The sequence below is a fragment of the Tepidanaerobacter sp. GT38 genome (assembly GCF_021991635.1).
Classification (GTDB): Bacteria; Bacillota; Thermosediminibacteria; order Thermosediminibacterales; family Tepidanaerobacteraceae; genus DTU063.
The window spans coordinates 1-13720 of the sequence record NZ_JAFFJA010000067.1 but is presented as its reverse complement, the minus strand read 5'-3'; the positions used below and the strand labels follow the sequence as shown (position 1 = coordinate 13720).

Here is a 13720-nt window from a genome sequence, read left to right as displayed (position 1 = left end):
CTTGACAGGGGGCAGTTCATTTTGAAGGTATTTTTTTGTTTTTATGTTCCTGAAATCGACAAAATTTTTTATTAGGCTGTTGGGTGGGTTTTTATTTTTTGTTAAAAATTACACTAAGTATTGATTTTTTATAAGTTTTAAGATATACTTTTAGCATCTGATACTAAAAGCAACTACTATTGAGGTGATATAATGCCGAAGAAGTGGCTTACCAAAAGAGAAAGGCAGAAAGTACTACTTGACACGATTGAAAGGGACCCTTTTTTAAATGATGAGGAACTGGCAGAGAAGTTTGGTGTAAGCATTCAAACTATTCGCCTCGATAGAATGGAGCTTAAAATACCGGAGTTAAGAGAAAGAATAAAGGCAGTAGCAGAACAAAATTATGCTAAAGTCCGTTCTATAGATGTTGCGGAAATTGTGGGAGAATTAGTTGACCTTGAACTGGATAAGAGAGGAATATCTATTTTAGAAACAACAAGTAATATGACATTTGGCAAGACCAAGGTAGTGAGAGGAGATATTATTTTTGCTCAAGCCAATTCCCTGGCAATCGCTACTATCGATGCAAAAGCGGCGCTAACTGGTGTAGCCAATATCAAATACAAATTGCCTGTGTTTGCAGGCCAAAAACTAGTGGCAAAGGCTGAAGTTACAAGGATACGGGGCGATAAGAAATTTGTTTTTGTAAGGACATATGTCAAGCAACAAGAAGTTTTCAGAGCCAAATTTATTCTGGTATCCCTTGATGATGAAGGCAAACATGCAATTATATAAAGTTGAAAGGAGGTTGGCGGCAAAAAGCCGCAAAGAACATGAGAATATTGGTAGATGCCATGGGTGGAGATAGAGCCCCTGAAGAAATTGTCAAGGGAGCTGTTGCAGCTTCAAAGGAACTGAGTTCGGAGATTGTTTTGATAGGCAACAGGGATAAAATAGAACCACATATGGAAAAAACCGGTAGCTCCTTAGAAATTATTCATGCCGAAGATGTAATAACTAATGATGAACAGCCGGTAAATGCCATTAGAAAGAAAAAGGAATCGTCTATAGTAAAAGGCTTGAGACTTTTAAAAGAAGGCAAAGTTCAAGCAATGGTATCTGCAGGCAGCACAGGGGCTTTAATGGCTGGAGGGCTGTTTGTTGTTGGAAGGATAGAAGGTATTGACAGGCCAGCTATTGCTACGGTCTTTCCTACACAAAAAGATCCTGTGGTGCTTTTAGATATTGGGGCAAACAGCGAAGTTAAACCGAAAAATCTCGTTCAATTTGCCATAATGGGCAGTATTTACGCGGAAGAGATTATAGATATACAAAACCCAACTGTCGGACTTATGAATATCGGTGTTGAAGAAGAAAAAGGGAATTCTACTATAAAAGCGGCATATGCTGCTCTAAAGCAAGTCGAAACCATCAATTTTGTTGGTAACATAGAAGCTCGAGATATTTTTGACGGTAAAGTAAACGTGGTTGTAAGTGACGGATTTACTGGAAATATTTTTTTAAAAACCCTCGAAGGGTTTGGCACTTATATTTTTAATCGATTAAAGGCGGAAGTAAAGAGCAATATTACATATTCATTAGGTGCTATGCTTTTAAAACCAGCGTTACATAAAATTAAAGCAAGCCTGGATTACTCTGAATATGGTGGAGCAATGTTTTTAGGAATTGACGGGGTTCTAGTTAAATGCCACGGATCCTCTGATAGTAAAGCTATTGCAAATGGTATAAAAGCTGCTTTTAAGTTCGCAAAAGCAAATGTAAGTGAAAAATTAAAGCAAAACATAAAACTCATTGAAAAGGAGAATTAACTAGATGAGGGCTGGAATAATAGGAATTGGTTCATACTTGCCGGATAACGTTGTAACAAATACTGAACTGGAGAAAATAGTTGATACTTCCAATGAATGGATTGTAGAAAGAACTGGAATTTTAAGCAGGAGAACTGCAGAAAAACATATAGGTTCATCAGATTTGGGAGCGGAAGCTGCTAAACTTGCCATAAAGAATGCAAATCTTAAACCCGAAGATATCGACATGATTATTTCTGCATCTTCTACACCGGACCATACTTTTCCGGCTACTGCCTGTATAATACAAGATAAAATAAAAGCTACAAATGCTGCGGCTTTTGATATTCAAGCTGCATGCACCGGTTTTGTGTATGGATTGATTACAGCCGCACAATATATAATGACTGGCCTGTATAAAAATATTCTCGTGGTGGGAAGTGAAGTGCTTTCTAAGATGGTAGATTGGCAAGATAGAAATACATGTGTGCTTTTTGGAGATGGGGCCGGTGCTGTTGTTGTAAGTCAGGTTGAGACCGGTGGTGTTTTATCAAGTGTTTTAGGTGCTGATGGCAGCGGCGCAAGTCTCCTTGAATTGCCTGCCGGAGGCACCAGAGAACCTGCCAGCTTTGAAACAGTTGAGAATCGAAGGCATTATATAAAAATGAATGGCAATGAAGTTTTTAAGTTTGCAGTTAAGGTCTTCGAAGATTGCACAAGGCAAGTTGTGGAAAAAGCCAACTTGACACTAAATGACATAGATTTTATCATTCCTCATCAGGCAAATGTAAGGATTATAGATGCTGCTTTAAAAAGGTTAAACTTTCCCAAAGACCGCGTTGTGATAAACCTTGATAAGTATGGCAACATGTCTTCTGCTTCCATTCCTGTGGCTATGCATGAAGCTCTATATTCTGGGAAAATCGAAAAAGGGCACAAGGTTGTTTTAGTTGGCTTTGGAGCAGGGTTAACTTGGGGCGCAGTCCTGCTCGAGTGGAGCTAAGGATTTGATATTAAGGAGGAGATCATGTTTTACACTAAAATATGCGAGCTGCTAAATATAAAATATCCTATAATTCAAGGCGGCATGGCTTGGGTAGCTACAGCAGAACTGGCGGCTGCAGTGTCAAACGCCGGTGGGCTTGGCATAATTGGTGCCGGCAACGCCCCTGAAGATGTGGTGAGAGATGAGATAAGAAAAGCCAAAAGCCTTACTGATAAACCCTTTGGAGTAAACATCTATTTTATGTCTCCATATGCAGATAAGATTATCGATGTAGTCTTAGAAGAGAAAGTGCCTGTAGTTACAACTGGTGCCGGAAATCCGGGAAAGTATATACCTAAACTTAAACAGGAAGGTATAAAGGTGATACCGGTTGTCTCTTCGGTAGCATTAGCTAAAAGGCTTGAGAGAGCAGGTGCAGATGCGTTAATTGCCGAGGGCATGGAATGTGGCGGCCATATAGGAGAGTTGACCACAATGGCATTGGTCCCTCAGGTGGTTGATGCTGTCAAAATACCTGTAATTGCTGCAGGCGGTATAGCTGACTTTAGAGGTTTTGTTGCAGCTTTGGCTTTGGGAGCAAAAGGAGTTCAAATGGGCACACGTTTTGTTTGTGCCAAAGAATGTACTGCACATGATAAATACAAAGAAGCAATTATCAAGGCAAAGGACAGAAGTACAGTTGTAACTGGAAAAACTACAGGCCATCCAGTAAGGGTTTTAAAAAACAAACTGTCGGTTATGTTTGAAGAGTTGGAGCAAAAACATGCCTCTGTTGACGAATTGGAAGAATTGGGGAAAGGTAGGTTGCGCCTTGCAGTTGTGGACGGAGATATAGATAACGGTTCTTTAATGGCAGGGCAGGTTTCCGGTATTGTTGATGAAGTGAAATCTGCCAAAGAAATTATAGAAGATATAATCATCAACGCTGAAAATTTATTAAAAAACCTGTCTAAATTAAAGTAACGGAGGTGCCAGCATGGGAAAAACAGCGTTCATATTTTCTGGTCAGGGTGCACAATACGTAGGAATGGGCAAAGATCTTTACGATAATTTTCCTGCAGCTCGAAAGGTTTTTGACGAAGCTGATGAGGTTACTGATGGCAGAATTTCTAAAATGTGCTTTGAAGGGCCTAAAGAGATATTACAAGAAACTGTCAACACGCAACCGGCTATCTTAACCCACAGTGTTGCTTGTTACTCAGTGCTGAAGGAAAATGGCATCCTTCCTGATGTGGTTGCAGGTTTAAGTCTTGGTGAATATTCAGCCCTAGTTGCATCAGAGGCATTGGAGTTTCGCCAGGCAGTGCCACTAGTTCAAAAACGAGGTAAATTTATGCAGGAAGCTGTTCCTATAGGTAAGGGAACTATGGCTGCAATAATAGGCCTTGAAAGGGAACAGGTTCTAGAAATTTGTAAAATGGCTTCCGCAGAGGGCGTAGTTGAAGCTGCTAATTTTAATTGTCCAGGGCAAATAGTAGTGGCAGGCGAGGTTGAAGCAGTAAACAAGGCAATTAATTTAGCTAAAGCTAAAGGCGCCAAAAAGGCAGTTTTACTGGCGGTTAGCGCGCCCTTCCATTGCAGTTTGCTAAAACCAGCGGCCGATAATTTGGCAAAAGAACTGGAAAAGGTAGTAATAAAAGATACCAAAATTCCCGTTGTGTCAAATGTAAATGCAGATTTTGCAAGGGAAGGACAGCAAGTCAAAGAGCTTTTGGTTAAACAGGTAAACTCTCCGGTGCTATGGGAAGATTGTATTAAAAAGATGATAGACAGTGGTGTTGACACATTTGTTGAAGTAGGCCCAGGCAAAGTATTAAGCGGTTTCGTAAAAAAAATCGACAAAACCTTGAAAGTTACAAATGTTGAAGACACCGAGTCACTATACAACACTATTAAAAATTTAGGAGGTTGAAAAGATGAGCCTTGCTGGTAAAGTGTGCTTAGTGACGGGTGGTTCTAGAGGCATAGGGAGAGGAATATGTTTGCAATTAGCCAAGGAAAATGCATGTGTTATTGTTAACTACTCTTCTAACGAAAACATGGCAGCACAAGTTGTAAGTGAAATAGAAACTATGGGACAAAAAGCAGTAATGTACAAAGCAGATGTATCTGATTTCGATAAGGTATGTAAAATGGTTGATGATATAGTAGATAAATTCGGCAGGATTGATGTTTTAGTAAACAATGCGGGTATCACGAGAGATGCGCTGATTCTTCGAATGAAAGAAGAAGATTGGGACAAGGTTATTGATATAAATTTAAAAGGCATATTTAATACCTCAAAGGCTTGCGTTAAATACATGATAAAACAAAAGCAGGGTAAAATAATCAATATATCCTCTGTTGTAGGTATTTATGGCAATGCAGGTCAGGTCAATTATGCAGCTTCTAAAGCAGGTATAATAGGATTTACCAAATCTCTAGCCAAGGAGCTGGGTAGTAGGGGAATTACCGTAAATGCAGTCGCTCCAGGATTTATTGAAACGGATATGACTTCATCGTTGCTTGAAAAACAAGAGGATATGATTTCAAAAATACCCTTAAAAAGATTTGGCAGCCCCCAAGATGTTGCGAATTTGGTAGCTTTTTTAGCATCTGAAAAAGCTGATTATATAACGGGACAATTAATCGTTGTTGACGGTGGTATGAGTTTATAATATCTTAAATATGGAATAAATTGAGCAAAACTAATCATAATATGCATTGAGGAAGGGGGTGAAGAATGTGGAGATATTGGATAGGGTAAAACAGATTATTGCTGACCAGCTGAGCATTGATGAGGATCAGATTGTTCCGGAAGCCTCATTTATTGATGATTTAGGTGCTGATTCATTAGATATTGTTGAGTTAATTATGGCCTTTGAGGAAGAGTTTGATATGGAAATACCAGATGAAGATGCGGAAAAAATCAAGACTGTGCAAGATGTTCTTGATTACATAAAAAATCATTCTGCATAATCGAAATATGTCCCGTAGCTGCATCTACGGGACTTTGTTTATATTTGGACGCCATTTCGGGGTATCCCGTTTAATATAGATATATTTATAGACTCAATAAAATTAGTTGTGGAAAAAGGAGGTTTATAATGGAAAAAAGACGTATCGTAATTACTGGAATGGGTGTTATTTCGCCGGTGGGCACCGGTTTAAATAAATTTTGGACCTCGCTTATAAATGGTCAATCTGGTATAGATAAAATTACCCGCTTTGATACCAGTAACCTGCCTACTAAGATAGCAGGTGAAGTGAAGGACTTTAACCCGGAAAATTATATCGAGAAAAAGGAATTAAAACGATTGGACAGGTTTACCCAATTTGCAATATCAGCAACTAAGATGGCCTTAGAGGATTCAGCTCTGGATCTTTCTGCTGCTGATAGGACAAGGGTAGGCGTCATATTAGGTTCCGGTATCGGAGGAACCATAACTTGGGAAGAGCAGCATAAAAACCTTTTAAATAAAGGTGCAGGCCGAGTCAGCCCATTCTTTATACCTATGATGATAGTAAATATGGCTTCAGGACAGGTATCTATGGCTTTTGAATTAAAAGGCCCTAATTTTACAGTAGTAACTGCCTGTGCTTCAGGCACAAATGCCGTTGGAGAGGCTTTTCGGACTTTACAAAGAGGGGACGCTGATATTATAATATCGGGTGGTACAGAAGCACCCATAACTGAACTTTCTTTGGCGGGATTTTCTTCTATGAAAGCATTATCTACTAGAAACAATGAGCCAAGCCGAGCCAGCCGACCTTTTGACAGAGATAGAGACGGTTTTGTAATGGGTGAAGGTGCAGGGATTCTGGTTATGGAAACTCTGGACAGCGCTTTAAAGAGAAATGCAAAAATTTACGCTGAGGTTATAGGTTATGGCACTACAGCTGACGCATATCATCTAACACAACCCGCACCCGAAGGCGAAGGTGCGTCACGGGCAATGAAAGCTGCAATTTCCGATGCTGGAATTTCGGCAAATGATGTTGATTATATAAATGCTCATGGTACTTCTACACCTTTGAACGATAAATTTGAGACTTTGGCAATAAAGCATACTTTTGGTGAGCATGCGTATCAGCTTGCAGTAAGTTCTACTAAATCCATGACAGGTCATTTGTTGGGAGCTGCAGGCGCAGTAGAAACAATAGCCTCAGTTTTAGCAACATATAATGACGAAATTCCGCCTACAATAAACTATGAAAATGAGGATCCTGAGTGCGATTTAAATTATGTGCCCAATAAAGCCATAAAACGCACAGTAAATGTTGCTTTATCTAATTCCATGGGCTTTGGAGGCCATAATGCATGCATAATAGTAAAGAAATACAAATGAGGTATAGTACATGTATATAAGTAAAGAAAGGTTATTGCAACTTGAAAAGTTGCAAGAAAAAATAAAGATTCAATTTAGTGATGTAAATATACTGAATCAAGCCTTCATACATCCCTCTTTGACTAATGAAAAGGACTGTCCACATCAAGACAACAATCAAAGATTAGAATTTTTAGGTGATGCTGTACTTGAATTAGTTATAAGTGAATATCTTTATAAAAACTATAATTTTTTAAATGAAGGCCAGATGACCAAAATTCGTGCTTTAACCGTGTGCGAACCAAGCCTTGCCAAAGCAGCAAGGCAATTGGGTTTAGGTGATTATCTGATTTTAGGCAAGGGTGAGGAAAATACTGGAGGCCGGCAAAAAAGCTCAATTCTTGCAGATACATTAGAAGCTCTGATTGGTGCAATTTATGTTGATAAAAATTACGGCACTGCTTATGACTTTATAATTAGTATTTTAGAAATGGTGATTTTAAAATCTGTGGAAGGTGAATGGGATACAGATTATAAAACAGCTCTACAGGAATTTTTGCAAAAATCAGATGCCGACAGAGTATTATACAGAGTAACAAAGGAGACGGGTCCGGACCATGATAAAGTCTTTTACGTAGATGTAGTGTGGAAAAACGAGGTTTTGGGAACGGGTGTAGGAAAGAGTAAGAAGCAAGCGGAACAGCAGGCTGCTAAAGCTGCACTAGAGAAAATAAAGGGCCAATAGAAAAATATAATATTGCAAAAAGAAGGAATTTTGTAACCTCTATAGAATATATATCTCATATATAATAAAACAATATGCATGATTAAGGGGGATATATGAGAATGGAAGTACTAAAAGTGTCAGCTCAATCTAAGCCTAAATCTGTGGCAGGGGCTTTAGCAGCGGTGCTGAGAGAGAATGGTGTGGCAGAGCTTCAAGCTGTAGGAGCCGGAGCCGTAAATCAGGCTGTGAAGGCCATAGCAATTACAAGGGGTTTTGTTGCACCAAATGGTATTGACTTAATAACAGTTCCAGCTTTTGCAGAGATTGATATTGATGGAGAAGAAAGAACGGCCATAAAATTCATCGTAGAACCCCGATAATATTTATTTAAAATACCTGTCTTAAACGACAGGTATTTTTATGTTATACATGTATTGTATCGAATATTTTAGGGAGAATTGTCATGAAAAACAATTATCTTGTTGCAATCAATAAAGGTTGGGAGGATTTGTCTAAAAAGAAGCCGGAAGAAGTGGCTGAATGTATGAAGGTCTCGTATATAAGAGACAGAGGACAATTTGTTGTGCCACATTTAAATGAGGAATATATTGTAGACTGCAGATGTAAAACTGTGAGAAATAGACAAAACGGCAGTCTGGCGAGTTCGGAACTTACAATACTGATTCTACACTACCTGACTTTTTTTACTCAAAAACGGGATTTAGAAAGAAAGTGGATAAGTCTTAAAGAAGTCCCAAATGGAGGCATTTTATTTTATCCGGCCTTTTTCAGGGAGTCAATTCAGAGGCTTATAAAAACCTTTGGATACGATTCACAACTTTTCCTGTCGTGTGCCGGTAAACTTGGCGGATTTCCTGGGATTTTGGGTACTGCCTCCGCTATATTTTATGTATTTCCAAAGGTTTGCACGTATGTAGTTATCTGGGAAGGCGATGAAGAAATTCCGGCTAATGCCACATTGCTGTTTGATAAATCAATTGAGCATTTTTTGCATATTGAAAGTATAATAGGTGTTGGCGGTTATCTCATAAAAAGATTGATACTTGAAGCAAAACTTATAATTAATTAGTTCTTTTTTTCAATGGCTTGTGTTAGAATTGGAAAGGTAGGGAGGGATGCCTTTGTATCTAAAAAGAATCGAACTTCACGGCTTTAAATCTTTTGCCAATCGAGTAGAACTAGAATTTCAGCCTGGGATTAATGTAATAGTGGGACCAAATGGCACCGGTAAGAGTAACATAATAGATGCTATTCGCTGGGTATTAGGTGAACAAAGCATAAAAAATCTAAGGGGATATAAGCTAGAAGATGTAATTTTTGCAGGCAGCCATTTAAAAAAGCCAATGGGCATGGCGGAAGTTGCCCTTACCCTTGACAATTCTGACCGCTTAATACCTCTTGATTATTCTGAAATAAGTTTTGTCCGTCGAACTTTTCGATCAGGTGAAAGTGAATTTTTCTTAAATAAGACTCCCTGCAGATTAAAAGATATCCAAGAAATACTACTTGATTCAGGAGTTGGGAAAGCCGGTTATTCGGTTATAAGCCAGGGGCAGATAGACGAAATCCTCACTTGTCGCCCCGAAGAAAGGCGGGCTATTTTTGAAGAGGCTGCTGGGATTTCAAAGCACAAAATTAGGAAACAAGAGGCTGAAAAAAAACTTGAAGAAACAGTAGACAACATTTCTCGAATAGATGATGTAATTACTGAGCTTTTAAATCAATTGGAACCTTTGGCCCTTCAAAAGGATATTGCCTTAAAGTATAAGGAACTCAGTTTAATTTATAAAAAATTGGATATTAATTTGCTTTTATCTGAGCGAGAAAACAGACAAAACAAGCTGAAACATATAATGGATGAGCTGGAACAAAACCAATCCTCATTAACTGAACTACATAATCTAATAAAATCAATAAAACAAAAAATAACCGAGTATAAATCCAAGCAAAATGAAATTGAAGCAACTTATGAAAAAGCTCAGAGCGATTTTTATTGCGTAGATAGCCAGTTAAAAGATCTAAAAAAAGATTTTGAGATGGCGACGGCGGAAAAAGCGAGATTGGAAAGTGCAAATAGTGATTTTGAAAGCTGTATTGACAAACATAAAGAAGACTTAGAAGCATCTAAAGAGAGTCTAAAATTTAAAGCTGATATTCTTGAAGAAAAGTTAAAAGTTATAAACCAACTTGAGTTAGCTATAGAAGAAAAAGAGAAAAATTTAATTTCCTTAAACGATCAGATAAAAGAAAAACAAAGTATCATTGAAAGTGCTCAAAATGAAGTTATTGATTTTTTAAATCATGTTTCTGAAAAGAAAAATGCAATTTCTAAATTTGATACATCGAAGGCCAATTTACAAAAGCGCCTAGGTCAAATTGAAAATGAGATGATGCAGATAGATGAAGCTAATAACGCCACTATGAAAGAAATTTCAGATATTGATGAAAGGATTGGCTCATTAAAGTCCTCCTATAATAAGTTAGAGATTGTCACAAAAGAACTCGTTAATCTCAAAAACCAAATAGCTGCTGAACTTGAGAAAAATGAAAAAGCTGAAATGCAAAAACAACAAGAGCTGACAGTTATTGCTTCTCGCCTGCGGACTTTAAAAGAAATTGATGAAAATTATGAAGGCTACCAGCATGGTGTAAAGAACTTAATGATAGCTCTTAAAAAAAATCAGTATTTTGATGCCGGCATTTATGGTTCCGTTGCTGACTTAATTTCTGTAGAACAAAATTATGAAATTGCTATTGAGACAGCTTTAGGTTCGGCTATGCAGAATATAATCTGTGAAAACGAAGAAAATGCAAAAAAAGCTATAGATTTCCTGAAGAGAAACAATTTTGGGAGAGTAACTTTTTTGCCGCTTTCAACAGTAAAGCCAAGGCTGATAGAAAAGAATGAGGAAAAATATTTATCAATTAAAGGTTGTATTGGGTCAGCCCTTGAGCTTATCACCTTTGATAAAAAATACTTTGCTCCTTTAGCATACCTTTTAGGGAGGGTTTTAGTATCAACTTCTCTAGAAGATGCCGTAAACATTGCAAAACAGTCTAATTTTGCATTTAAGGTGGTAACGGTTCAAGGTGAGGTAATAAGCCCAGGCGGTTCTATAACCGGTGGAAGTCAAAGACGTTCCAACTTTTTATTGTCTAGAAAAAGGCAAATTAATGACTGTCAAAATCAAATCAAAGAGCTTGATGTTGAATTGAGGCGTCTTAAGCAGCACAACCAAAAACTTAGAGACGAAATTAAAGAAAAGCAAAAACTAATTGAAAATAATACTTCCAATTTATACTCGACAAAATCAGAATTAGAAGTTTTAAAAAAGCAACTTCAAGAAAAACAAAATCTTCTTACTGAAAGAAGCGAACGAGAAAAACAATTAAATGAGGAAAAACAGCAAATTCAATCGGAAATTCAAGAGATTGTCAAACAAATTGCATTACTGGAAAGCGATATAGGTCAAATTGATACACAAAGCACTTCGACTCAAAGTATGGTAAAAGTTCTCCAAGAGGAAATTGATAAGACCGAAGAAGATAAAGAAAAAGTATCCGAAGAGATAACTCAGCTAAAAGTTAAGTTAGCATCATACAAGCAAGAACAAGTTGCGATTACTCAGAACATGCAGAGTATAGAAGAAAATATAAGATATAATATTGATGAAATAAAAAGATATCAAGAAAAAATTACGCAAAATAAAGAAACTATAGCTTTGATACAGAAAAAGCTAAGTGATTATGAAATTAACATAAAAGACTTGATTTATGTTAAAAAACAGCATCAAGAAATGCTTGAGTCCTCGAGAGAACAGAGAGATATGTTAAAATATAACTTAGACAAAGCTCAGGAGGAATTAAATAAACTGGAAAAACAGCGACATCAAGTTGAAACATTGCTTCACAATTTACATATTCAAGAGGCCACAATAAAAATAGAGATAAATCAAATTGACAATCAATTATATGAAAAGTATTCCCTTACCTTTGAAGACGCGCTAAATTTTAAAGATGATTCTTTTAATGATATTGAAGATATAAAAAAACAGTTAGCATCTATAAAAGACCAAATGGAATCCCTTGGCCCAGTAAACATGAAAGCTATAGAAGATTATGAAACTTTAAGAGCGAGATATGAATTTTTGGTATCACAGCGAGATGACCTAATAAAAGCCAAGACCAATCTTGACAGCATAATAGAAGATGTCACTGGCGCCATGGAAAAAATGCTGCTAAATGCTATAAGCAAAATCAATGAAGAATTTAATAAGATCTTCTCAGAACTTTTTGAGGGTGGCAGAGCAGAACTTATTATAGAAAGCGATGGTAGCATATTGGATTGTGGAATAGAAGTGAGAGCTCAGCCGCCAGGAAAAAAGCTACAGAGCATTTCACTTTTATCAGGTGGAGAGAGGGCTTTAACGGCTATTGCTTTGCTCTTTGCAATTTTAAATACCAAAGCAACACCTTTTTGTGTCCTAGATGAAATTGAAGCAGCCTTAGATGATGTAAATATTACACGATTTACAAAGTATCTAAAAAAGGTTTCAAAGCATACTCAATTTATATTGATAACACACAGAAAGCCAACAATGGAAATTGCAGATGCATTATACGGCATATCTATGGAAGAAACTGCCGTGTCAAAGGTTTTGGCAGTAAAAATGGTATAATAAAAACGAGGTGGAATAAATGAGCTTTTTTAACAGACTAAAACAGAGTTTAAGCAAAACCAGGGAAAATTTCAGCCAAAAGTTTGATAACCTGTTAAAATTTACTAAAAAAATTGATGACGAGACCTTTGATGAGCTGGAAGAACTTTTGATAGCTTCCGATGTTGGAGTAAATACTACTTTAAAACTTATGGAAACACTTAGAGAAAACTCTAAGCGAATAAAAAGCCCTGAAGAACTAAAGCAAAAACTGAAAGAGGAAATTATAAATTTATTTCCCGAAACTCAAATATCGCTGCCTTCCCCTACAATCATGTTAGTTGTAGGTGTTAATGGAGTAGGAAAAACAACTTCAATAGGAAAATTAGCTCACAAATACAAAAGCCAGGGTAAAAAAGTTATTTTGGCTGCAGCAGATACCTTTAGGGCTGCAGCTATTGACCAACTTGAAATATGGGGAAATCGTGTAGGCGTGGACGTAATTAAACATCAAGAAGGTGCAGACCCTGCCTCGGTGCTATTTGATGCACTGCAAGCGGGGAAAGCCAGAAAAGCAGATTTGATTATTTGTGATACAGCAGGGAGACTTCATACCAAAAAGAACTTAATGGAAGAACTAAAAAAACTATATAGGGTTTGTCAAAAAGAATACCCAGAAGCAAATATTACAAGTCTAATGGTTTTAGATGCTACTACAGGTCAAAATGCGTTGATTCAGGCAAAGACCTTTAAAGAAGCGGTAGATTTTCAGGGAATTATCCTTACAAAGTTAGACGGCACTGCCAAAGGGGGAATTGCTGTCGCTATTGCCTCAGAACTTAAAATACCTGTATGGTATATCGGTATTGGAGAAGGAATAGATGATTTACAGGAATTCGATCCACAAGCTTTTGTAGATGCTATATTTTCATAGTGCATTTTGATATATAGACTCTATTTTGATGTGAAGATAACGGCAAACGAAACCTTTAGCCAGACCGTTGTTATTTTTAAGCTTGGGACAAACGAAGCAGGGGCAGCGTGCAGGATGCACGCTGACGAGCACTTGGCAGGATGCCAAATTGCCCGTGAAACCCTGCGTAGTGCAGGGTCAAGCTTTTAAAATAACAGGTCTGGGTTTAGGTTGAGGTGCCGTTATCTTACTGATACCATAAAAACTTTTCCTAAACAGTGTCAATAACCAGTAAAAA

Annotated in this window: 13 protein-coding genes; all 13 read left to right on the top strand. The window is 37.4% G+C overall.

Annotation, left to right across the window (positions count from 1 at the left end):
• Nucleotides 1–192: 192 nt before the first annotated feature.
• The 13 genes from fapR to ftsY all read left to right on the top strand — a co-directional run bounded on the left by fapR (nucleotide 193) and on the right by ftsY (nucleotide 13443).
• Complete coding sequence (fapR, locus tag JT739_RS09750) at nucleotides 193–777, top strand: transcription factor FapR (RefSeq protein ID WP_237660928.1); 585 nt, start codon at nucleotides 193–195, stop codon at nucleotides 775–777.
• A gap of 38 nt (nucleotides 778–815) precedes the next feature.
• Nucleotides 816–1811 (top strand): phosphate acyltransferase PlsX, encoded by a 996-nt coding sequence (plsX, locus tag JT739_RS09745; protein ID WP_237660927.1) that lies wholly within the window; start codon nucleotides 816–818, stop codon nucleotides 1809–1811.
• A 4-nt stretch (nucleotides 1812–1815) separates the two neighbouring features.
• Nucleotides 1816–2793, top strand: coding sequence for a beta-ketoacyl-ACP synthase III (locus JT739_RS09740; RefSeq protein ID WP_237660926.1), 978 nt, complete (start codon nucleotides 1816–1818; stop codon nucleotides 2791–2793).
• Nucleotides 2794–2817: 24 nt separating this feature from the next.
• The gene (fabK, locus tag JT739_RS09735; RefSeq protein ID WP_237660925.1) at nucleotides 2818–3759 is read left to right on the top strand and encodes an enoyl-[acyl-carrier-protein] reductase FabK; all 942 of its coding nucleotides are present in this window, start codon (nucleotides 2818–2820) and stop codon (nucleotides 3757–3759) included.
• 13 nt (nucleotides 3760–3772) lie between these two features.
• Nucleotides 3773–4708, top strand: a complete 936-nt coding sequence (fabD, locus tag JT739_RS09730; protein WP_237660924.1) for an ACP S-malonyltransferase — start codon at nucleotides 3773–3775, stop codon at nucleotides 4706–4708.
• Between the two features lie 4 nt (nucleotides 4709–4712).
• Entirely contained in the window at nucleotides 4713–5453 is a 741-nt protein-coding gene (gene fabG, locus JT739_RS09725) for a 3-oxoacyl-[acyl-carrier-protein] reductase (protein WP_237660923.1), read from the top strand.
• Between the two features lie 67 nt (nucleotides 5454–5520).
• The gene (gene acpP, locus JT739_RS09720) at nucleotides 5521–5754 is read left to right on the top strand and encodes an acyl carrier protein (RefSeq protein ID WP_370642641.1); all 234 of its coding nucleotides are present in this window, start codon (nucleotides 5521–5523) and stop codon (nucleotides 5752–5754) included.
• A 128-nt stretch (nucleotides 5755–5882) separates the two neighbouring features.
• Nucleotides 5883–7124, top strand: a complete 1242-nt coding sequence (gene fabF, locus JT739_RS09715) for a beta-ketoacyl-ACP synthase II (RefSeq protein ID WP_237660921.1) — start codon at nucleotides 5883–5885, stop codon at nucleotides 7122–7124.
• A 10-nt stretch (nucleotides 7125–7134) separates the two neighbouring features.
• A complete protein-coding gene (rnc, locus tag JT739_RS09710) occupies nucleotides 7135–7848 on the top strand; it encodes a ribonuclease III (RefSeq protein ID WP_237660920.1) in 714 nt (237 codons plus the stop codon).
• Nucleotides 7849–7949: 101 nt separating this feature from the next.
• Entirely contained in the window at nucleotides 7950–8210 is a 261-nt protein-coding gene (locus tag JT739_RS09705) for a stage V sporulation protein S (protein WP_237660919.1), read from the top strand.
• 83 nt (nucleotides 8211–8293) lie between these two features.
• On the top strand, nucleotides 8294–8920 hold the full coding sequence (locus JT739_RS09700; protein ID WP_237660918.1) for a DUF3786 domain-containing protein: 627 nt from the start codon (nucleotides 8294–8296) through the stop codon (nucleotides 8918–8920).
• A 52-nt stretch (nucleotides 8921–8972) separates the two neighbouring features.
• Nucleotides 8973–12530: a chromosome segregation protein SMC gene (gene smc / locus JT739_RS09695; RefSeq protein ID WP_237660917.1), complete on the top strand. Its 3558-nt coding sequence runs from the start codon at nucleotides 8973–8975 to the stop codon at nucleotides 12528–12530.
• A gap of 19 nt (nucleotides 12531–12549) precedes the next feature.
• Nucleotides 12550–13443, top strand: coding sequence for a signal recognition particle-docking protein FtsY (gene ftsY, locus JT739_RS09690; protein ID WP_237660916.1), 894 nt, complete (start codon nucleotides 12550–12552; stop codon nucleotides 13441–13443).
• Nucleotides 13444–13720 lie beyond the last annotated feature (277 nt).